The sequence below is a fragment of the Terasakiella sp. SH-1 genome (genome assembly GCF_004564135.1).
GTDB lineage: Bacteria > Pseudomonadota > Alphaproteobacteria > Rhodospirillales > Terasakiellaceae > Terasakiella.
Map to the genome: position 1 here is coordinate 3030144 of NZ_CP038255.1, position 21373 is coordinate 3051516.

The 21373-nt window shown below is 48.4% G+C and carries 23 protein-coding genes; 11 read left to right on the forward strand and 12 right to left on the reverse strand.

Annotated features, from left to right (window positions below; genetic code table 11):
- Positions 1-2 precede the first annotated feature (2 nt).
- Complete coding sequence (locus E4K71_RS14280) at positions 3-743, forward strand: FkbM family methyltransferase (protein ID WP_167730587.1); 741 nt, start codon at positions 3-5, stop codon at positions 741-743.
- Here E4K71_RS14280 and E4K71_RS14285 read toward each other — a convergent pair.
- Positions 738-923: a hypothetical protein gene (locus E4K71_RS14285; RefSeq protein WP_135080733.1), complete on the reverse strand. Its 186-nt coding sequence runs from the start codon at positions 921-923 to the stop codon at positions 738-740. The genes E4K71_RS14280 and E4K71_RS14285 overlap by 6 nt on opposite strands.
- A complete protein-coding gene (locus tag E4K71_RS14290; protein ID WP_240796819.1) occupies positions 920-1870 on the reverse strand; it encodes a glycosyltransferase family 9 protein in 951 nt (316 codons plus the stop codon). Before E4K71_RS14290 ends, E4K71_RS14285 begins: the two co-directional genes overlap by 4 nt.
- Before the next feature lie 227 nt (positions 1871-2097).
- Here E4K71_RS14290 and E4K71_RS14295 point away from each other — a divergent pair, with 227 nt between their 5' ends.
- Positions 2098-6954 carry an NAD-glutamate dehydrogenase gene (locus E4K71_RS14295; RefSeq protein WP_135080737.1) on the forward strand — a complete coding sequence of 1619 codons (4857 nt, stop codon included), beginning with the start codon at positions 2098-2100 and terminating at the stop codon, positions 6952-6954.
- A gap of 56 nt (positions 6955-7010) precedes the next feature.
- Positions 7011-7505, forward strand: coding sequence for a GNAT family N-acetyltransferase (locus E4K71_RS14300; RefSeq protein WP_167730589.1), 495 nt, complete (start codon positions 7011-7013; stop codon positions 7503-7505).
- An 84-nt stretch (positions 7506-7589) separates the two neighbouring features.
- On the opposite strand, the gene grpE is transcribed toward E4K71_RS14300, so the two are convergent.
- Genes grpE through E4K71_RS14315 form a run of 3 tightly spaced genes read right to left on the reverse strand, consistent with a single transcriptional unit; the run spans position 7590 to position 10195 of the window.
- A complete protein-coding gene (gene grpE, locus E4K71_RS14305) occupies positions 7590-8315 on the reverse strand; it encodes a nucleotide exchange factor GrpE (RefSeq protein ID WP_135080741.1) in 726 nt (241 codons plus the stop codon).
- A gap of 21 nt (positions 8316-8336) precedes the next feature.
- Positions 8337-9374, reverse strand: coding sequence for a heat-inducible transcriptional repressor HrcA (gene hrcA, locus E4K71_RS14310; protein ID WP_135080743.1), 1038 nt, complete (start codon positions 9372-9374; stop codon positions 8337-8339).
- 32 nt (positions 9375-9406) lie between these two features.
- Positions 9407-10195 carry a transporter substrate-binding domain-containing protein gene (locus E4K71_RS14315; protein ID WP_135080745.1) on the reverse strand — a complete coding sequence of 263 codons (789 nt, stop codon included), beginning with the start codon at positions 10193-10195 and terminating at the stop codon, positions 9407-9409.
- Between the two features lie 161 nt (positions 10196-10356).
- Here E4K71_RS14315 and E4K71_RS14320 point away from each other — a divergent pair, with 161 nt between their 5' ends.
- The 4 genes from E4K71_RS14320 to E4K71_RS14335 are packed head-to-tail and all read left to right on the forward strand — an operon-like array spanning position 10357 to position 12499.
- Entirely contained in the window at positions 10357-10572 is a 216-nt protein-coding gene (locus tag E4K71_RS14320) for a DUF3126 family protein (protein ID WP_346504506.1), read from the forward strand.
- Positions 10572-11294 carry a ribonuclease PH gene (gene rph, locus E4K71_RS14325; protein WP_135080747.1) on the forward strand — a complete coding sequence of 241 codons (723 nt, stop codon included), beginning with the start codon at positions 10572-10574 and terminating at the stop codon, positions 11292-11294. The genes E4K71_RS14320 and rph overlap by 1 nt, the downstream gene beginning before the upstream one ends.
- 6 nt (positions 11295-11300) lie before the next feature.
- Positions 11301-11912 carry an RdgB/HAM1 family non-canonical purine NTP pyrophosphatase gene (rdgB, locus tag E4K71_RS14330; protein ID WP_135080749.1) on the forward strand — a complete coding sequence of 204 codons (612 nt, stop codon included), beginning with the start codon at positions 11301-11303 and terminating at the stop codon, positions 11910-11912.
- Between the two features lie 20 nt (positions 11913-11932).
- Positions 11933-12499, forward strand: coding sequence for a DUF924 family protein (locus tag E4K71_RS14335; RefSeq protein ID WP_135080751.1), 567 nt, complete (start codon positions 11933-11935; stop codon positions 12497-12499).
- Between the two features lie 85 nt (positions 12500-12584).
- Here E4K71_RS14335 and E4K71_RS14340 read toward each other — a convergent pair whose 3' ends face one another.
- The 3 genes from E4K71_RS14340 to E4K71_RS14350 all read right to left on the reverse strand — a co-directional run bounded on the left by E4K71_RS14340 (position 12585) and on the right by E4K71_RS14350 (position 14338).
- Entirely contained in the window at positions 12585-13082 is a 498-nt protein-coding gene (locus tag E4K71_RS14340; protein ID WP_167730591.1) for an invasion associated locus B family protein, read from the reverse strand.
- A 111-nt stretch (positions 13083-13193) separates the two neighbouring features.
- Complete coding sequence (locus E4K71_RS14345; protein ID WP_135080754.1) at positions 13194-13874, reverse strand: outer membrane beta-barrel protein; 681 nt, start codon at positions 13872-13874, stop codon at positions 13194-13196.
- A 92-nt stretch (positions 13875-13966) separates the two neighbouring features.
- The gene (locus E4K71_RS14350) at positions 13967-14338 is read right to left on the reverse strand and encodes a VOC family protein (protein ID WP_135080756.1); all 372 of its coding nucleotides are present in this window, start codon (positions 14336-14338) and stop codon (positions 13967-13969) included.
- Between the two features lie 62 nt (positions 14339-14400).
- On the opposite strand from E4K71_RS14350, the gene E4K71_RS14355 reads away from it, so the two are divergent.
- Positions 14401-15042, forward strand: a complete 642-nt coding sequence (locus E4K71_RS14355) for an alpha/beta fold hydrolase (RefSeq protein WP_135080758.1) — start codon at positions 14401-14403, stop codon at positions 15040-15042.
- Positions 15039-15674 carry a LysE family translocator gene (locus E4K71_RS14360; protein ID WP_167730593.1) on the forward strand — a complete coding sequence of 212 codons (636 nt, stop codon included), beginning with the start codon at positions 15039-15041 and terminating at the stop codon, positions 15672-15674. The genes E4K71_RS14355 and E4K71_RS14360 overlap by 4 nt, the downstream gene beginning before the upstream one ends.
- Here the strand turns inward: E4K71_RS14360 and rquA are convergent.
- A complete protein-coding gene (rquA, locus tag E4K71_RS14365; protein ID WP_135080762.1) occupies positions 15661-16371 on the reverse strand; it encodes a rhodoquinone biosynthesis methyltransferase RquA in 711 nt (236 codons plus the stop codon). The two genes, E4K71_RS14360 and rquA, sit on opposite strands and share 14 nt — an antisense overlap.
- Before the next feature lie 3 nt (positions 16372-16374).
- Entirely contained in the window at positions 16375-17298 is a 924-nt protein-coding gene (gene gcvA, locus E4K71_RS14370) for a transcriptional regulator GcvA (protein WP_135080764.1), read from the reverse strand.
- Between the two features lie 210 nt (positions 17299-17508).
- Between gcvA and E4K71_RS14375 the strand changes: the two genes are divergently transcribed.
- A complete protein-coding gene (locus tag E4K71_RS14375) occupies positions 17509-17724 on the forward strand; it encodes a ribbon-helix-helix domain-containing protein (protein WP_135082086.1) in 216 nt (71 codons plus the stop codon).
- Positions 17725-17805: 81 nt separating this feature from the next.
- Here E4K71_RS14375 and E4K71_RS14380 read toward each other — a convergent pair whose 3' ends face one another.
- A complete protein-coding gene (locus E4K71_RS14380) occupies positions 17806-18894 on the reverse strand; it encodes a YeeE/YedE family protein (RefSeq protein ID WP_135080766.1) in 1089 nt (362 codons plus the stop codon).
- A gap of 108 nt (positions 18895-19002) precedes the next feature.
- Entirely contained in the window at positions 19003-19779 is a 777-nt protein-coding gene (locus tag E4K71_RS14385; protein ID WP_206201913.1) for an FKBP-type peptidyl-prolyl cis-trans isomerase, read from the reverse strand.
- Positions 19780-19971: 192 nt separating this feature from the next.
- On the opposite strand from E4K71_RS14385, the gene E4K71_RS14390 reads away from it, so the two are divergent.
- Entirely contained in the window at positions 19972-20982 is a 1011-nt protein-coding gene (locus E4K71_RS14390; RefSeq protein WP_135080768.1) for a hypothetical protein, read from the forward strand.
- The last annotated feature ends 391 nt before the right edge of the window (positions 20983-21373 follow it).

The window sequence follows — 21373 nt, forward strand, 5'->3', positions numbered from 1 at the left end:
ATATGAAACAAGCCGTCTCTGAGTTTAAGGCCAAACATATCAAACATCGCTTTTTATATAAGCTCTACCGCCTCATGAAATTTCGCCCTTTTCAAGCTTATGCCAGTTGGGGCGAAGACCTGATTGTCGCACGCATTTATCGCATTGGGCGTTTTAAGAAAAAGAATTATCGCGGCACTTTTGTTGATGTGGGCTGTAATCACCCGGTCATCGGCAACACCACCTATCCGCTTTACAAAATGGGTTGGACCGGGCTGAACATTGACCTGACAGCTGATAATATCATGTTGTGTAATCGCCTTCGCAAAAAAGACAAGAGCATTCAACGCGCGATCACCCAAGAAAGCGGAGAGATTGAATCTTATATTTTTGATCCCGGCAGTGGCCTGAACACACTGGATAAAAAGGCGGCGGACGAAGGAAGCAAGCTTATTGGAAAGCCCTATTCCATCGAAAAGATCAAAGCGGACCCTTTAAATACAGTCATTGAAGAACAACTGGGGACAAAAAAAATCGACGTCCTGAATGTGGATGTCGAAGGGCACGAGATGTCTGTTCTGGGCAGTTTTGATTTCGCCACCTATGCCCCTGACATCATTATCTGTGAAATTCATGCACAAACTGTAGAAGCTGTCACAGAAACGAAAATCTACCAGCACATCAAGAAAAATAACTACCACTGTTTTTCATATTGTGGGTCCACGGCCCTGTTTGCCCGCAACGGCTGGGACTACACGTTATAAAACTTCCTGCGCTTTCTTTTTATCGGCCTTACCCATACTTAAAAACGTCAAGCGCAGTAAAATCAACATAAAAACAGAAACGCCCAGCCCCATCGTGAGTACCAACATGAACGGATCATCAATGGACTGTTTCACCATCTGAACAATTTCGTTATTTTTGATCAGTTCGTCCAAATTCATTGCTGCTCTTCCCATAAATTCAAGGCACTGTCATAAGCCATATCCACAGACAGACTGTCCATCAGGCTATCGGTTTTCTTATGATCGAAGTTTTCGTCAAACAGGTCAAGGAATGGAGTGGCGGTACGCACCACCGCGCAATTTTTCCCCCACGGGCCATAGAGTTTTTCCTGCGTGGGACCAAATAGGCCAAGTGTGGGTATTTGTGCTGCCACAGCCATATGCATCAAGCCGCTGTCATTACCAATATAAAAATCACAACGTTTCAAACAGGCATAAACAACAGGCAGGCTATATTCCCCGATCAAGTCGGTTTTTTGGTTTTCTGGTAAACCGTCAATCAGGGCCTGGGCCTGTTCACGTTCTGAAATATGACCAAACAGCGCCACCTTGGCCCCCTGAAATGGTGCCCCCTCAGATGTTAAGCGCTGTACCAGTTCCAAAAAGTTTTCTGCCCGCCACGTTTTACCCCGCCAATTAGCCGTTGGGCCAATGGCAAGAAGTTTCCCCTCAGGCGTCCCAATTAGATCATCTGCGACTTGCTCATGTTCCTCAGTCGTCCATAACACCGGACCGCGTGGTTCTGACAATTTCAGTAAATCAGAAAACAGTTGAACGCGATGCTTGCTTTTATCATCACGCAATAAATGCGTCCCGCGCAAGGTCGGGAATAAATAGGTAATCGGGCCGTTGCGCAGATCAATCACCCTGTGCCACCAGGTCAGGCCGCATTCTTTCCACAGGTCCACCCAATGCATGGATCGTTTCTTTTTCGTCATCACAATGACACGTTCAACCTGCGGGGTTGCCTCAAATAAAGGGGCCGCGACTGGGCCGCAAGCAATGGTAAAACGCGCCTGAGGGTGGGCGTCAATCAAATGCTGCAACAAACCCGTTGAAAGTACTGCATCGCCGATACGTGTGGAGGTAATGAAGAGGATTCTCACGATGAAAGCCCATAGATAAAGAATACCCCTGTTTTAATCGTCAAACGGGTCGCTGTAAAGATTTTGCCTTTCCCAATTGCTGCGAATCGGGAAATCTTCATAATAAATCAATAAAATCCACCTATCCTCTTGTAAATTGGCGATTTTTACCTAGCCTATAAAGATAGGGGAAAAATCCTCACATGTTTAACGACCCGAAAAAACGGGCGAGAACAGGGATAAATGGGATGAACAAGACGCTTTCAAAGTCAGAACAACAAAAAGCGGACCTGATTGAAAAGGTCGCCACGTTGATTAATGATCGGCTCAATCCAGAAGATGCCTTTGACGCTGCCAAATTTACCAGACAGTTCTTTGCCAAAGTCCCCCCTCATGACCTGATCGGGCGTGATGAAGAAGAAATTTACGGTTCCGTTCTCGCATTTTGGCGTTTTGCCAGCCACCGTCAAGCTGATGAACGACTGGTGCGGGTCTATAACCCCAATCTGGAAGAACATGGCTGGCAAACAGACCATACCGTCATTGAAATCTGTGTTGCAGACCGTCCCTTCCTTGTGGATTCCATCACATCGGCTCTGGCAGAACATGACATGACCATCTACCTGACCATTCATCCGGTCATGGAATTATGTCGCACTCTGGACGGTAAAATGCTGGCAACCTGCACAGCCGATGAAATGAAGGCTTGTGAGAAAAGCTGCTCAAAAGAATCCTTTATGCTGTTTCTGGTCAATCGCCATTCAGATCAAAAGCAGCTTCAGACCATCCACGATTCCTTGCGCCACTGCCTGACAGAAGGTGATGCTGCCGTGCGGGACTGGCGCGACATGCGCCAACTGGCCCAGGACACAGTTAATGAACTGAAAAAGAAACAACCCAAACCCAAATCAGAAGAAGCCTGCGAAACCTGTGACTTCCTGCAATGGGTCCATGATGATCATTTCACCTTTCTGGGCAGTTGTGATTTCGAGATTTCAGGCAAAACGGTTATCCCGTCCATGGATAGCGCTTTGGGCATCTTGTCCAACCCACAATCAGACATTCTGGATGAAATCAGTCAGCTCGCCACCAGCCCCGCCTCTGAAAAAGGGAAATTCACCGAAGGCCCTTATTCCATCATGCTGGTGAAAACGTCGCATAAATCCATCATTCACCGCCCGGTCTATATGGATGTGATTTGCGTGAAACGCTATGGCGCCAAGGGTAAAGTCATTGGTCAACGGGTGTTTGTCGGCCTGTTTACGTCCATTGCCTATAGCCGGGCACCTCATGATATTCCACTCATGCGCATGAAATTCAATCATGTGATGGAAAAAGCAAATTTTGAACCCTCCAGCCATAACCGCAAGGCGCTTGCCCATATCATCGACACCTTCCCACGCGATGAACTTTTCCAGATTTCAGAAGAATCGCTTTATGAAATCTGCATGGGGATTCTTCATTTACAAGAACGCCAGCGCGTCGCCCTGTTTGTGCGTCATGATGACTTCCAGCGCTTTGCCTCCTGCCAAATTTTCATTCCCCGCGACAGCATGACAACAGAACTGCGCCATGTCATGCAGGATATTCTGGAACGGGCCTTTAATGGCGAAGTCATGGCATTTTATACCCAGATCGGTGATGCCCCACTGGCCCGGCTGCATGTGCTGGTGTCTACACCGGATAAACGCAAAAGATCGGTTGATATTTTCGAAGTCGAAATGCAATTGATTGAAGCGGCCCGCAACTGGATTGACCAGCTGCGCAACCAGCTTGTCACCAGCCACGGTGAAGAAAAAGGTCTGGAGCAGTTCCGCCGTTATGCCAATGCCTTTCCCGCAGGCTATATTGAAAGCCATAATGCCGCCGTTGCCGTCTCAGACATTGCCAAGCTTGATGACGTACTGGACACAGGAGAGCTGCAACTCAGCCTCTATCGTCCGATTGAAGCCTCAGAAAATGTGGTGCGCTTTAAGCTCTATCACCCTCAAAAAGCCGTGCCCCTTTCCCATGTTCTGCCTATGTTGGAAAATATGGGACTACAGGTTTTAGACGAACACCCCTATCCGGTTAAGCCCAATCACGATGACATCAATATCATTATGATCCATGATTTTGGGTTGGAAACTGCCAGTGGTGAAGGCGTTGACCTGTCTGCTATTCGCAAAAGTTTTCAGGAATCTTTCCGCCATGTCTGGAATGGGACAGTGGAAAATGATGGCTTTAACCGTCTCGTCATTCAGGCCGGGATTGAGCCTTGGCCGGTGATGTTGCTGCGCGCCCTCTGTAAGTATCTACGCCAAGCCAATATTCCGTTTTCTCAAACCTATATGCAACGCGCTTTGGCCTATAACCCCCAAGTCACTCGCTTGCTGGTCAATCTTTTCTATGAAAAATTTGATCCCACAGCTGCCAATGATGCGAAAAAAATTGGAAAAATCCGGGAAGAAATTCTCGATATTCTCGATACCGTCCAAAATGCCGATGAAGACCGGATTTTGCGCCGTTTCCTCAATATTATTGATTGCACGCTTCGTACCAACTATTTCCAGAAAGACCGCACCACAGGCGAAACAAAACCCTATGTCTCTTTCAAATTCAATTCCACTGAAATTGAAGACCTGCCCCTGCCCCGTCCCTGGCGTGAGATTTTTGTCTATAGCCCGCGGATTGAAGGGGTCCATTTGCGCGGTGGCCCGGTTGCACGTGGGGGCTTGCGATGGTCAGATCGCCGTGAAGATTTCCGCACTGAAATTCTTGGTCTGGTGAAAGCCCAGCAAGTCAAAAATGCCGTCATTGTCCCGGTTGGTTCCAAAGGTGGCTTTGTCGTCAAACAGCCCCCAAGCGAAGGCGGGCGTGATGCTTTCTTAAATGAAGGTATTCAATGTTACATCACCTTTATTCGCGGCCTGCTGGATTTAACCGATAATTACATCAGTGGCAAAGTCATCCCGCCGCAACAGGTTGTGCGTCATGATGAAGATGACCCCTATCTGGTGGTTGCAGCTGATAAGGGGACAGCCACTTTTTCAGACATTGCCAATCGTGTTTCCGAAGAATACGGCCATTGGCTGGGGGATGCCTTTGCCTCTGGCGGGTCGGTGGGCTATGACCATAAGAAAATGGGCATTACAGCCAAAGGCGCATGGGAATCGGTGAAACGCCATTTCCGCGAAATCGGCAAAGATATCCAAAATGACGATTTTACCGCCGTCGGGGTTGGCGATATGGGCGGGGATGTGTTCGGTAACGGCATGTTGCTTTCCAAACATACCCGTCTGGTTGCCGCCTTTAACCACCTTCATATTTTCATTGACCCAAACCCGGATGCCGCATCCTCGTGGGAAGAACGCAAACGCCTGTTTGATGAGGTAAAAGGATGGGGTCATTATGATACGTCCCTAATTTCCAAAGGGGGAGGCATTTTTGAACGTTCTGCCAAACAGATTGCCATCACGCCTGAAATTCGAAAAGCCCTGAGCCTGCCCAATGGTACAAAGTCCCTATCCCCCAATAAATTGATCAAGGCAATCTTGAAGTCAGAGGTTGAACTCTTGTGGTTTGGCGGGATCGGGACCTATATCAAGGAAACCCATGAAACCGATGCCGATACAGGGGATCGGGGGAATGACGCGGTACGCATCAATGCAACCGAGCTGCGCTGCCAAATCATTGGCGAAGGGGCAAACCTTGGCTGTACCCAAAAGGGCCGGATTGAGTTTGCCCTGCATCATGGGCGCAACAATACCGATGCGATTGATAATTCTGCTGGCGTGGATTGTTCCGACCATGAAGTCAATATCAAAATCTTGCTCAATCAGGTTGTGGCTGATGGCGATATGACCATGAAACAGCGCAATAAATTACTGGAAGAAATGACACCGGAAGTCTCTGATCTGGTTTTGCGTGACAATTATCTGCAAAGTCAGGCCATCACCTTGATCCATGAACGGGCCACAGACATTTTAGACCAACAGGCCCGCTTGATGAAATATCTGGAACGTCAGGGCCGTTTGGATCGGGATGTGGAAGTTCTGCCCAATGATGAGGTTCTGGCCGAACGTCAAGCTGCCAAACGGGGGCTGACCCGTCCGGAAATTTCTGTCCTGATGCCTTATGCCAAAATCTGGCTTTATGACCAGCTGCTGGCATCCAGCTTGCCCGATGACCCGCGCCTGGAAGAGGACCTGATCCGTTATTTCCCAACGGCCTTGCAAAGCAAATTCAAAGGGCAGATTAAAAACCATATGCTGCGTCGTGAAATTATTGCGACTCATATTACCAACTCTTTGATTAACCGGGTTGGTGGTGTTTTTGTCACCCAGACGATGGAAAACACCAATGCCACCCCCGATGACATTGCCAAAGCCTATCTGGTGACACGCGATTCGTTTGGCTTGCGTGAAACCTGGGCTGAGATCGAAGCTCTGGATAATAAGATCCCGGCACAGGAACAGGCCCGTATGTTGTTACAAGTCAACCGCCTGATTGATCGTGGCACCAAATGGTTCCTGCGCAATTGCGAACAACCCCTTGATATTGGCAAAACGGTCGAAGCCTTTTCTGACGGGTTGCAGCAATTAGGCGATCGCCTTGAAGAGGTTCTGCCGGAAAATGTGCTGAAAGGTCATTTGGAACAAGCCCAGACCTTTATCGACAATGGCGTGCCTGAACAACTGGCGAAAAGTGTTGCGGGCAAAGTCGTGCTGGTCTCTGGCTGTGATATCGTTGGCATTGCCCATTCACGCAAAATGGATGTGGTCGATGTCTCTAAAATCTATTTTGCCGTTGGGGCGCGTTTTGATCTGGGCTGGATGCGGGCAACAGGTGAACAGCTCGGGCTGAAAAACCACTGGCAAAAACTGGCTGTTGGGGCCTTAATCGAAGACCTTTACACCTATCAGTCCACCCTGACCTACGCTGCCATTGATGAATGTAAATCAGGCTGTGACCCCATCGTTGGTCTGGACCAATGGATTGAAAAAAACCAGACTGTGGTGGATCAAACTGACCAGATGCTGGCAGAAATGAAAACCACCCCCGGTGTCGATTTTGCCATGCTGACCGTTGCGGCCAAACAGCTGCGCGATATGATTTCAGGCTAAAAGAAAAAGCCTCACGGCCTTCCATAACAACGTCCATGAACTTATGGAGGATTGTTATGGAAATCGTGCGGGCCCGTCTTGAAGATGCAAAACAGCTGGTAGAGCTACATACCACCTTGTCACAACAACACCCTTTCGTCCCAACGATTGTGGAAACTATGGAATTGCGACAGGAATGGATGGATTATTATCTGCGTGAAAATCGTGAGTATCACGAGGTCATCCTGGCCAAAGAAAAAGACCAGATCATCGGCAATATCTGGATTGGTCATATGGATGACACCGAACGCGCCCATCACGGCGGATTTGGCATCGCCATTTTGAAAGAACACCTCAATCAAAAGATCGGCACCGCCCTGCTGGAAAAGGCCGAAGAATGGGCACATAAAAAGCAACTTCGCAAAATCAGGGCAAAAGTTGTGAATGATAACCTTGGTGCTGTTTTCTTCTTTCTGAAACGCGGCTTTCAATTTGAAGGAACTAAACGGGAAAGTTATGCTTATGAAGGCACCTTCCATGATGAATATATTTTGGCAAAAGATTTAACCTGATGACACAGAAAAAGCCCCTGCACAATGTACGGGGGCTTTCTTGTCACCAAGTTTCCCAATCAAGTTGGGAATGACAAAGTAAAATTAAGTTTCCTGATTGAGCTGCTCACCAGAATCAGCCCCTGCTTTTTCATAAGCATCCGTTGCAGCGGCGGCTTCTTCGGCAGGTTTGTCTTCAGCAGTATTTTCTTCACTACCCGCTTCATATTTCGGACCACCTTTGGTCACGCCGACCATGGCTGGGCGCAACAGACGATCATGGATGACATAGCCATCCTGCATGACCTGCCCAACAATCCCGGCTGGCTGGCTTGGGTCCTGAATTTCAAACATGGCCTGGTGCAGATTGTGGTCAAAGGGCTGACCCGCAGCTTCAATACGTTTGATACCCGCCTTGTTAAAGGCGTTTTGCAACTCACGCTCCGTCATTTCAACACCTTTGATCACATCGGTGTCTTTCATATCATCTGGGGCACTGTCCATAGCGCGGCGCAGGTTATCAGCCACAGAAACCATTTCACGGGCAAAGTTCGTCACACCGTATTTCAACGCATCCTGTTTTTCACGTTCAGCCCGGCGGCGCACATTTTGTTCATCAGCAACAGCGCGCATCCATTTGCTTTTCATTTCTTCCAGTTCAGCTTCCAGCTCCCCCACACGATCACCAGATTTTTTATCATCTGCAAACCCTTGTGCGTCTGCTTGCAGGGTTTCTTCTGCCTCTGTGGGAGCAGCTTGTGCTTCTGTCGCCGTTTCAGGAGCTGCGTTTTGTGTTTCTTCAGGAGTTGCCTGTGTATTTTCGCCTGACATGTCGTCTTCTCTTTAACTCGGTTAACCAATCAATCGGCCGATCACCTTGGAGGTATAATCGACCATGGGAATAATGCGCGCATAGTTGATCCGGGTAGGCCCGATCACGCCAATTGCGCCGACGATTTTCTGATGACCGTCATGAAATGGGGCCACCACCATAGAACAGCCGGACACATTAAACAACGGATTGTCCGAGCCGATAAAAATTTGCACACCTTGCGCGTTATCTGCAAGGCGCAGAAGCTTTAGCAAAGTTTCCTTCGTTTCCAAAGCCTCAAATAACGAACGGATACGTTCCAGATCCCCAATGGCAGAAATATCATCCAGCAAATGGGCCTGTCCACGCACAATTAAGGAACCTGAATCCTCGCCGCCACCGGCCCATTGGGCCAACCCTGCGGCAACCACCTTGTTAGTCAGCTCATCCAGCTGGGTCTTATGGGTTTGAAGTTCCTGATTAATTTCATCCGCACCGCCAGAAACCGTCTTGCCCACCAGCTTGGCACCCAGATAATTACTGGCCTGAACCAGCGCACTGGCCGGAATATCGGGCGGAGTTTCAATCACCCGGTTTTCCACCAACCCGTTTTCCATCACCATAATCACCAGCGTGCGCCCTGGTGAAAGATTGACAAATTCGATATGTTTTAAAGGCGAATCCGCCTTGGGCGCAAAGACAAGGGAAGCACAGCCCGACAGGCCGGAGATCATGCCCGAAGCCTCATTCATCACATCGTCAAAACGCCGTCCCTTGGCCGCACATTCCACATCAATGGCTTGGCGATCATTTTCTGACAGATCACCGATTTCCATCACCCCGTCGATAAACAGGCGCAAACCTTCTTCCGTTGGCATACGTCCCGCCGAGGTATGGGGCGAATGGAGCAAGCCCATATCTTCCAGATCAGCCATCACATTGCGAATAGAGGCCGGTGACAAGGAATTTTCCAACAGCTTGGACACCGTGCGCGAGCCCACAGGTTCCCCGGTTGCCATATAGGCATCAACAATGCGGCGAAAGATATCGCGCGATCTCTCATTCAAATTACTTAACATGAAAACGAATTTAGTTCGCCATCAGCGATGCGTCAATTCTTCACCTTCGTTTGGGCAAATTGCGACCAGCGTTTCACATATTGCTGCAACAAGGCAACCGCTTCCCCACTGGCGATCATTTCCTGATAGCGACGCGACACATAGGGCAGAAACATGTTACAGGGCGACCCTTTGGTAAAGCCGCTGTGAATAACGCCTTCATTAATATTTTGCGCCAACGCGACCACCTGATCACCTTCCTTGATCGTGGCAAAATGTGCCAGACCGACGTAACGCCCGTGGATAAAATAATCAATTCGCCCATTGATCAGTTTTTTGACATTACTGGCCGTCGAAAAGCCATCTTCCAGTTCCAGATATTTCCGGGCAAAGCTATCAAATGGTTCTCCATATCGGTCCCCGGCATTTTTGCCCCCTCGTTTAGGCAACAGGTCCTTCCATTGGGTATAATCAAACGGACGGGTCACTTTGACAAAGACAGCAAAAGGGTTGGGGAAAATCGGGGACGTGGTGTAGTTGAGAAACTTGCTGCGTTCTTCTGTTTTTTTCAAGGCAAGAACCATATCCACATGATTGGCCTGGGCATTTGCCAGCACCCGTTTCCAAGGGCCTTCATAGCGGGCTTCAACCTCGACCCCCAATTCTTTGAAAATCTTTTCAGTCAACGCTACACTGGCCCCAACGATTTTACCGTCTTCATGCCAATGATAGGGGGGGTATTCCGGATGGGCCGTCACAACAACCTTGGTACAATCATGGGCCCGCGCAGGCACAACCATGCCCAACAGCAGAAAGAAAAAAACAGCCAGTTGTCTTTTCATGCATACCCCATCATTAGTGGAAGAAACTATAGCATAAAAAACGCGATTTTCCTCCCTTGAAATTCCATTCTGGAAAATTCACACGCTTAACTGTTGTCCAATGCCAGACCCCTATGGTACACCCGAAGAAACTCAACTTTTCGCATAATGGAACCCACCTCATGATCACGATGGAAGAAATCCAAAAAGTTACAACGCATCTGCGCAAAACCTTCGGCAATGACAAGATTCGTATCCAGCCGCCCAAAAAGCCGGAACACCCGGTTGAAGTCTATATTCTGGATGAATTTATCGGCGTTTTACACCGTGATGAAGACGAAGGCGAAGTGTCTTATGATCTGAATATTTCCATCATCGAAGAAGATTTGATCGACTAATGACACGACCATCAGGGCGCGCAGCCGATCAATTGCGTGAAATCAGCTTTGAGATGGGTTTCTCCAAATATGCCGAAGGCTCCTGTCTGATCAAATTTGGCGACACCCACGTGCTATGTACAGCCACAGTGGAAGAAAAAGTTCCCGGCTGGATGCGCGGCAGTGGCGAAGGCTGGGTCACAGCGGAATATGGCATGTTGCCCCGTTCCACCCACGGCCGTATGCGCCGCGAAGCTTCCAGTGGTAAACAATCTGGTCGCACGCAGGAAATTCAACGCTTGATCGGGCGTTCTTTACGTGCGGTTTGTGATTTGAAAGCCATGGGCGAAATTCAGGTCCGTGTGGATTGCGATGTCATTCAGGCTGATGGCGGCACCCGTACAGCTTCCATCACCGGGGCCTATGTCGCCATGTATGCGGCTTTTCAAAAAATGCTTGAAGAAGGCAAGCTGGAAACCATTCCACTTTCTTCTGAAGTTGCAGCCATTTCCTGTGGTATTTTTGAAGGAACACCTGTGCTTGATCTGGATTATGATGAAGACAGCTCCGCCCAGGCCGATGCCAATTTTGTGCTAACCGGCAAAGAAGGCATTGTGGAAATTCAAGGCACCGCCGAAGAAGACCCGTTCAGCCAAGATGAATTTATGCAGTTGCTCAGCCTTGCACAAAAAGGGGTGAGTGAACTGGTTGTCAAACAACGTGAAGCTTTAGGTCTGGAGTAATCATCCATGCGCAAACTGGAAGCCGGAAAACTTGTGATTGCCAGCCATAATGCGGGCAAGGTTCGTGAAATTCAGGACTTGCTTGCCCCCTTTGGCATGGAAGTCATTTCCGCAGGTGATTTAAACCTGCCTGAACCGGATGAAACCGGGGAAACGTTCATTGAAAATTCCCTGATTAAATCCGTGGCGGCGGCCAAAGCTTCCGGTCTTCCTGCACTGGCTGATGATTCCGGTCTCAGTGTGACGATTTTGGGTGGAGCACCCGGCATTTATTCCGCCCGTTGGGCTGGCCCGCGCAAAGATTTTGATCGCGCCCAAAAGAAAGTCGCCGATGCGGTGGCTGAATATGACACGATTGAACAAAAGGCGGATCGTTCAGCCGCCTTTATCTGTGCGCTGTCCATTGCCTGGCCTGATGGTCACACCGAAGCATTTGAAGGGCGCGTTGACGGTGAAATGGTCTGGCCAGCACGTGGGGAGAAAGGGTTTGGGTATGACCCGACTTTCAAGCCTGCGGGTTACGACATCACATTTGCTGAAATGGACCCGCAAGCCAAACATCAAATCAGCCACCGTGCTGATGCTTTCAAACAATTGGTTGAAGCTTGTTTTTCTTAAACTACAAAAGGGCCTGAGCTATGAGTGTTGAGATCAATCACATCCTGAAATTCTGGTTTGGGAGCCTGAACCCGGCTGAAATGCTGAGCCACCGTGAAGAATGGTGGATGAAAAACGAAGAATTCGATAAACAGATCGAAGAACAATTTTCAGAAATCTACGAACAGGCCGCCCTGCAAAAACTGGAAAACTGGAAAAGCTCACCTCTGGGCTGTGTTGCCCTTGTCATCTTGCTGGATCAATTTCCGCGCAATATGTTTCGCAACAGCTTCAAAGCCTTTGCCACCGATACACTGGCGCGCAATGTCACCCACCATGCGGTGCAAATGGGATTTGATCAGGTCCTGCCCATGGGGCCACGCCTGTTTCTTTACATGCCCTTAGAACATAGTGAAAGCCGTCAGGAACAAAAAGCCAGTGTCGAGCTAATCAGCCGTTTGGGTGATGATAACTATACCGACTATGCCATCAAGCACCAGCTCGTCATCGACAAGTTCGGCCGTTTTCCCCATCGCAATAAAATTTTGGGCCGTGACAGCACGGATGAGGAAATCACCTTCCTCAACCAACCTGGTTCCCGGTTTTAAGTGACAAACCTTCATCCTCGCGCAGGTGAAGGCTCTATCTCATGGAAAAAGATCCCCGATCAAAGTCGGGGATGACATGTGTTCGTTACTTGGAACACGCCTTGCGCATGGCCTTATAGGCAGCAGAAATCCCTTTCAGGGAATAGGTATCAGTCGTATTGGTCCCGCGTGTTGACACGCCCTTGACTGTCATGGTTGACCCCGCCCGCATCATTTTGACCAAGGCCATATCGTCTTTGGCCTCATAGGTCCAGCCTGTTTCCCCAGAACCAAACAGCTTGAAGCTTCGTTTCCCAACACTGACACGCAGGTCTTTCTTCTTTTTCAAGGGATAGCCCTGGTGAAAGCTCACCACATCCTTGAAGCCTTCATTTCTGCGCAACGTAACCAATACATAGATTTCACTGCGCTTTTTCTTATGGCTCGCCTTGGTCGGAACAGAGGCAATATAGCACACATTTGCCTTTTTCTTCTTATCGGCAAATACGTCCCAATCGCCATGGGGACCTAAAAACTCAAAACCAGCCGCACCTGCCCCTGAAGACAGGACCAGTGCTGTTATAAAAGTAAGAATATATGTCATGCGTCTCATAATAGTTTTAGTTCTATCAGAAGAGTTTTAACAAATGATGAAATGAAAAAGCCCCTGCAAGATTTCTCTTACAGGGGCTTTAAAAATCAAAATCCTATAGGATTAGAAGCTATAAGACAAACCAACCTTCAGATTGGTAATTCTCAGCTTACTATCGCTCTGATAATTATTGTAATCTGCAATGTTCTTATCAGTGGCGTAGATCGTATGTGAGCCTTCCCCGAAGATAGAGATATTATCCGTCAAACGGTAGCTTGCCCCCAATGCAAAAAGGCCACCCGTATGTTGCTCCTTTGCATAGCCATCACTAAAAATTACATTATTGCCATTTGCAAACGTGTAATCCACTTTGGCAGTTGCAGCACCAAGGGCTGCATACAGAAAAGTGCTATCTTCAAATGCTGTCACACCGGCCTTTGCCCGTAAAGATGCTGTATATTTAACATCTGTCGTCACGTTATAGCCAGCGCTTCCATTACTTCTATATTGACGCGTTACTTCCTTCCGACCTGTTGAACGGTCATAAACCCCTTCAAGCCCAACAATAACACCATTAGAAAGCTGTGTGTTGTAGCCAATAGAAGCGCTATAAGCCATATCGCTGGAGTTCGCATCCGTAGAATATCTGCTAGACCCTGCATTGGCATTATATTCTTGCAGCAAGTTGCTGTCTTTTTGAACACCAACAGCTACGCTTACATAAGGTCCGACAAAAGGACCATCAGCCAACGCTGCTGTTGAAACACTCATCAAAGCCGCAGCCATTAAAGAAATTTTTTTCACGTCTACCCCTTAGTACACAAAAATTAAAACCAAATTTTGCCTGTTATATACCATCCATATAAACAGGATGTAAACAGACTGCTTTTTTTTACCTAATTCTGCGCAGGATATTGGATCAGAGTAAATACATTATTGGCCGGGTCGCGAAAATGCACCATGGCCCCGCCCCAATCTTCCATCTCTGGCTTACTTTCAAATTTCACCCCTTTGGACTTTAGCTCCTTATAAGTGGCCTGAATATCGTCAACCGCAAAAGAAACCCCTGTGAAACGCCCTGCCATGCCCGCAGCATCGGCATCACTTAAGTCCAGCTCTTCCAAAATCAGTTTGGTCCCTGCCAAATCATAAACACACACACCTTCGCCTTCAAACCCAATGGTAAAGCCCAGCGCTTTAACGAAGAAGTTCTTGGTTTCTTCAAAATCACCGGAAAAAATTCGAATTGCATCAATTGCGTTCAGCATGACTTGCGTACCCTCTCAATTAAGTCCATATAGTTTCATACTGTATCAAAGGGAAAAACACCATGGACTATCTTTATAGCGGACCGGAAAATTCTGACATCACCTTTGTCTATGCCCATGGCGCAGGCGCACATATGGACAGCACCTTTATGGAACGCTTTGCCCAAGGTTTGGGAGAACAGGGGATCCGCGTGGTGCGATTTGAATTTCCCTACATGCAGAAACGCCGCGAAACGGGTAAAAAACGCCCACCGGATCGCACACCCAAGCTGCTTACCGCCTGGCGCGAAGTCATTGCCGATTTAGGGGGGGCGCAAAATCTTTTTATTGGTGGCAAGTCTTTGGGTGGACGCATGGCAACCATGATTGCGCAAGAACTGGAAGTCGAAGAAACCCCGGTACGTGGTGTACTGGTTACAGGCTACCCTTTCCACCCGCTGGGTAAATCGGAAAAAGAATATCTGCGCGTAGAACATCTGATGGAAATGAAAACCCCCACCCTGATTTGCCAAGGTGCGCGTGACAGTTTTGGCTGGTGGGATGAGGTTGTGACCTACAACCTGCCTGAAACCATTGACTTTCACTGGGCCGATGACGGGGACCATGACCTCAAACCCCGCGTTCTGTCCGGGCGTACCATGAAAGAAAATCAAAACGAAGCCATTGACGCCATGGCCGCATGGATGAAGGCCAAAACCACATGATTGTGGATAGCGCCACCCTCATTGCCTATGCCCTGACGGCAGGCGCGATTGTGTTATCGCCGGGCCCTGATACCGTTCTGATTTTGCGCTATGCTCTAAATTCCGGGCGCAGCGTTGGGCTGGCCACCGTCTTTGGCGTTCAAATCGGATTGATCGGTCATACGCTGCTGGCGATTTTCGGTATCTCCATGATCATTGCCAACAGCCCCATTGCCTTTAAACTGGTTGCTATTGCCGGGTCCGCCTATCTTGCCTGGATCGGCATTCAGGGCTTTCGCGGGACCACCTTAAAATTTGATGGGGACGGCCCCAGCATCACCTGGAAAAAGGCCATGATTGATGCCATGGTCTGTAATCTGCTCAATCCCAAGGTCATCATCCTGTTCTTGGCCCTGTTGCCCAACTTCGTTGACCCGGCCAAAGGGCAAGTCCCCTTGCAGCTGGTCATTTTATCGCTGGTCCTTGTTGTTCTCAATGTCACATGGCAGGCACCATTGGCCTTTGCCGCTGATGCTATTCGCGGCTGGCTATCACGCCCACGCGTGCAAAAAACCGTCAATGCCAGCACAGGCGCTTTCCTGTTATTTTTTGCCGCCATGATGCTGTGGGAACATCTGATTAAAGGATCGTAGCCACCACTTTTTGATAAAGCCCGCCAAACAGGGTTTCCTTATGCCATGAAATCATCATGCCATCAGGGGCAAAGGCATTGATCTCTTTTTCCCACAACCCTTTGGCATAAGGTTCCAGCCAGTCAAAGATGCGACTCATCACCGGTTTGAGCGGGTGAAAAGAAGATGGTTTGTGATAATCGACAAACACCACCTTGCCACCTTTTTTCACTGATGACAGTAAGGCGTGAACAATCTGTGTCTTCACCTCATCAGGGACTTCATGCAGCAAAAAGAAACAGACCACCGTATCATAAGTCCTTTGTTGAACGATCGCTGCATCCCCTAAGGCCACATGCACATGCGACTGGGCACCAACACGCTTTCGGGTCGTTTCAACCTGAATGGGGGCTATATCAATAATATCCAGCTGCCCTGTCGGCCCCACAGCATCGGCCAGATATGTTGAAAAAGGACCATAAACGGCTGCGGCCTGTAAAACCGTTTCCCCGGCTTCAACCTCCATCGTTGCACGTTTGATCAGCCGCCCTGCATTGCCCCATAAAATCAGGGATACCACCGGGCTGGAACTTAAAATTGGAACGGTTTTCGGATTGAGATAAGCCCAGCTGTAGGTCTGTTGCAAATAGGTTGGCAAGCTGTGCGACGATACTTCTGCCTCATCCTTTTCCTTTTGCTCTTTGCCAACAAGCCCCATTATTCACCCTTCTCCTTTCATGGCCGCTTCTTCCAGTACCCACTGGCGAAACAGCGACACTTTGGGCACATCACCGCGTCCTTGCGGATAACTGAGATAATAGCCATCATGTTGATCCGGTAAATCCGGGGCAGCAAAAGGAATGATCAAGCGCCCACGATCCAGCTCATCCTGTACGGCTGTTTTACCTTCCAAAGCCACCCCCAACCCATTAATCGCGGCATCAATGGCAAGGGTGGCCCGATTAAAATGCAAGCCCTTGGCCGGCTTAATCCCTCGTACTCCGGCGTTTTCCAGCCACATGGCCCAAGTCACCAGACGGGCTTCACTATGGATCAGGGTGTGGTGGACCAGATCTTCTGCACAATCCAGTGCCGATTGATACTGGATCAAGGCAGGTGAACAAACAGGCACCATGGTTTCGGGAAACAACATGACTGCCACCTGCCCCGGCCAGTTTCCCCGGCCATACATTAACCCGACATCATAATCCCCATACAGGCTATCGGTTGGGTTCAGCGTGGAATTCACCCGGATATCCACATCCGGGTAACGGTTCACAAAACGATGCAGGCGCGGCATTAACCAGCTTTTGGCAAAAATCGGTGCAGTTGCCACGGTCAGAATATCCCCGGCCCCTTGTGCCATCACAGAGACCACGGCCTCTTCAATTTCATCAAAAGAACGCATCAAGGTCGGCAACAGAACTTGCCCTGCATCACTAAGCACCAACGCCTTATCCCGGCGTTTCCCACTGCTAAGACGATGAAACAGTTTCACCCCAAGATAATCTTCCAGTGACTGAACCGCATGGGAGACCGCAGACGGGGTAACATGCAAGTTTTCCGCAGCTTTCTTGAAACTTAACAGACGTGCAGCTGCTTCAAAAGAGCGTAACTGAGCAAGGGGTGGAAGATGTCGGGCCATATCATTACATGAATTAAATTCATCTTATTGATGAAATCTTATCGTTTGTTCCCAAAAAAGAAAACACTTAAATCTACAGCCCACAAAGAAAAACAAGGCCAATAAGGCCAATCACTCAAAACTTTTACAGGGAAGACCTCACAGATGATGACCCAGGACGCACAAGCCGTTAATATGTATTGGGAAAACCGTGGAATGACTGTACCTCTCATGACCGAAAAACTCTCTTTACGAAAACGTTCTGTAACGATTGCCGGTCACGGCACCAGCGTCTCGCTGGAAAATGCTTTCTGGGATGCTTTAAAAGATTTGGCAGAAGAACGCGGCATTTCCCTGAACGCCATGATCACTGAAATTGATAAAGAGCGCACAGGCAACCTGTCCAGCGCCATTCGCGTTTATGTTCTGGAACATATGCGTCGTTGATCCACCCACCCCAACGACGACGAAAAAGGCCACACCCTGCAAAGAGTGTGGCCTTTTGTTTATCTTACAGCTTTATCCGATTTATTCAGCCGCAGCCAATTTTGCCTCAACACTGGCTGCTTGGCGCTGCATAATCACATGGCCGATACGAGAGCCGACAATGATGGCGCTCAAACTAATGATCGAGGAAAAACCAAGTGTGCTGATCCCGGACAGGCCCTGACCGATCGAACAGCCAATCGCCATCACAGCCCCGCTGCCCATCAAGGCCCCGCCTAACAGGTAACGTAACATTTCATGGGGCTGGGAAAAACTTTGCAGCTTAAGTTCACGACGCAGCAAGGCACTGGTGAACGACCCCGCGATCACCCCACCAATCAACATAATACCGAAATTGGCTGTTGCACCTGTATAGATCATCAAGAACTGCATGGCATTACCGCCCGGTGCAACAAAAGTCAGTGACTCAAGACGCTGGGGTTCAAACTCGTCATATCCAATAACGCCGGTTACATACCAGCCGCCAACAACGACAGAACCAATAATCATGGCTGCAATGGTCAGGAAAATATTTTCACGCAGGATGAAAGTACGCGCAATCAGCACCACAGCCAACAGCGCTGCCACAACAATCGCACCCAGACGCATGGTTTCAGCCTCAGCCCCAAACAGGCTGCTGACGCCCTGAACCACATCCGGACTATCCAGTCCCATCTGCCATAGCCCTTCGACCTGTTGGCGAACAGGGGCAAACAAGCCACGCATGGTCATATAACCTGTCAAGGCAATCGTCATAATAACGATCAAGGAACGCAAATTCCCTGTTGCCGCCAAAACCACCTGACGCCCTGCACAGCCACGTGCCAACATCATGCCAATACCGAACATGACACCCCCGGCGACCAAAGACAGCACAGGCAGGCTTTCAACCCAGTACGCACTTTCCATCAGATCAATTTCAAAAGCAGGGATTAAGGCTTGTGTCCCGGCAATCGCAATCAATGTGGCAATCAGCCAACCACGGAGCTGGCCTGCACGTTTGCCTTCAAAACTTTCAGCCACAGCTTGGCGAAAACAAAAACGGCTGGATTGACCCAAAAGGCCAAATGTCAGCCCGATCAAGCCCCCACCGATTAACATAATGTCAGCTGGTTCCAATTCTTCAAACATCAATGCGATCTCCAATACACAAGCGAAAGCGCTTTTGCCTGTGCGCTTTCTCTCATATTAGATTTAATAAATCAATATTTTTCTTATTTTATGTGTTATTAATCACAATCAACACAAAGAACACGTATTTTTCAACATATCCATTTTCGGGGCAACAGTCGGATTCTTTTCGCGCATCCAATATGTTATCCCATGACGCACGTTATATACGTTTTCATAACCAAACCGTGTTACCAGAATTTCAGAAGCCATGCGGGTACGATTTCCTGTGCGACAAATCAACATGAATTTCTCATTTTTATTGACGATTCGCGCCATATCCTCAGGAAATTTTGGATTAAGCCGTCCATTGGGCATTCTAAAAGGTAACAAGATGCTGCCTTCAACAACACCTGTTTTTTTCCATTCTGCTGGTGTGCGGACATCAATAATTTTCACCCCCTCTTTTAACAGGGCTTTGACTTCTCCATTATTGATATTTTTAAAAGGTGGCTCCACCACAGCCAGCAATTCCACCTCAAAACGCAATGTGGCATTGGGGGGAATAACCCCACCTGCACCACGTGGACCATAGGCCAGTTCCGGTGGGATAATCAGCTCACGCACGCCCCCCACACGCATGCCCTGCACCCCTTGATCCCAACCTGGGATCACTTGGCGCGCACCCAGCATAAATTCAAAGGGCTGATTACGGTCTTTACTGGAATCAAATTTACGCCCATTCATCAGCCACCCTGTGTAATGGACTTTCACCTGCTTTTCACTTACAGCCACATCACCTGTACCGACTTTGATATCTTTCACCTGAAGTGCGCCCGCTGATAGCGGAGACACCAAAGCAATCATTGTTAAAACAAACAGAAAAACTGTCCATACAGGTTTCATAATCCCGCGTTCCTTATATTTGCGATTAGGCGACTGGAGTATACATTATTGCAACCTGATATGAAGGGAATGTTCCTGAAAAACACACAAAACTTTTGCGATGAGAGCTATTCTTATATATAGCTTGAATCTTGGGCACAGGCTTTGGCACAATAGATTCACGAACCAATTGGTACAAAGGGTATCGGCAGTATGGCAACTGACTCGAGCGAAGACTTCTTTCAGGCAATCCGCGAAGCGGTCGGCCATACATTGGAAATGGCCGAAGCAGATGCCAAAATCTCAGATGAAACCAAAGACCTTCTCTCCCAACTGATTTTAACCCGTCGTGGCGATGGTGAAATTGTTTTGGACATGAGCGCCCACCAACGCATGAAAGCCGGCGAAAACAGCTGGGTGAATAAAGAACGCACCGAACAGGACCGTTTTGTAAACCCAACCCGTCTGCCCCAACTGGTTCCCGGTCTTTCTGGGCTAACATCCGGGCAATATCTTGCCTATGTTCAACGCCCGCTTGACCGCAATGGCGACAATGCCCCTTTCTTATTAAAAGAAACCCTGCGCCTGTGCCGGGGGTATCACCCAAAAGAAAAAGCAGCCGAACGCAATAAACTCTTTGGGCAAATCCAGCGCTATGTCGCCAAAACCCTGATTGACCAGATTTTATCTGATGAACATAAAATTAATGATCAGGCAGAACTCGATAAACTGCGCACAGCCACTTCGCCCCAACAACAATTTGAAATGGCGTCCAGTGTTTTGAACATTCCAACAGCAGAAGTGATGAACCGAATGTTCAAATATGCGGTCGCGATCCACAATATAGATCGGATCAAGGCCAAGGCCATTCAGATTAAAAAAGCTCAGGAAAAGTTTGAACTGCTCTTGCGCAAGCTAGCCAACAGTGACAGCGGGCCATCGGCCACAACGCGGGTCAAAGAAATTTTCCTCGGCTTTAAAAAAGAACTGGCTCTGATGGATAAACAAGTTGCCTACCTTGGTGGACAGTGCCTGCAACCGATCATCACCAAGATGCATCGCGACAGTTTTGATGAACAGTTCCTTGAACTGCACCGCCATGGGGCACGTCTGGATGCCATGGCATCTCGTTGGGTTATTATTTTTAACGAAGCCAACAATCAAGACAATATCCGCAATACCGTTGAGCGAATCAAAGGCATGCATAAAGTCTTCACAAACTGATAATACCTTCAACCTGCGTTATACATTTATCAGGGCCTTTTATCCTTTCATCCGCTCACCAGATGGTTGTGTTATCTATGGCGATAAGAAAAAAGCATAACCCCCTAAGGAATGATACGTAACATTTTTTTATAGAAAAATCAGTGGGTTCGGTTATTATACTAGACATCTATTCCGCCGATCTCATCGGTTCTAAAATTGAAATCTTAGATTGAAATTTTGAGCCGATACCTTTTTCGGGCTTTGCCCGAATCAGAGCGCCTAGAAGCTAGAGATAGCTTCTAACTAACTTTCAAGCCGATCCTTGTGATCGGCTTCTTTTTTGCCTATTTCCAAAAAACAAAGGCCCCTCCCAATAATATAAGAGGAGCCTTCTTGCTCAGAACAGTTA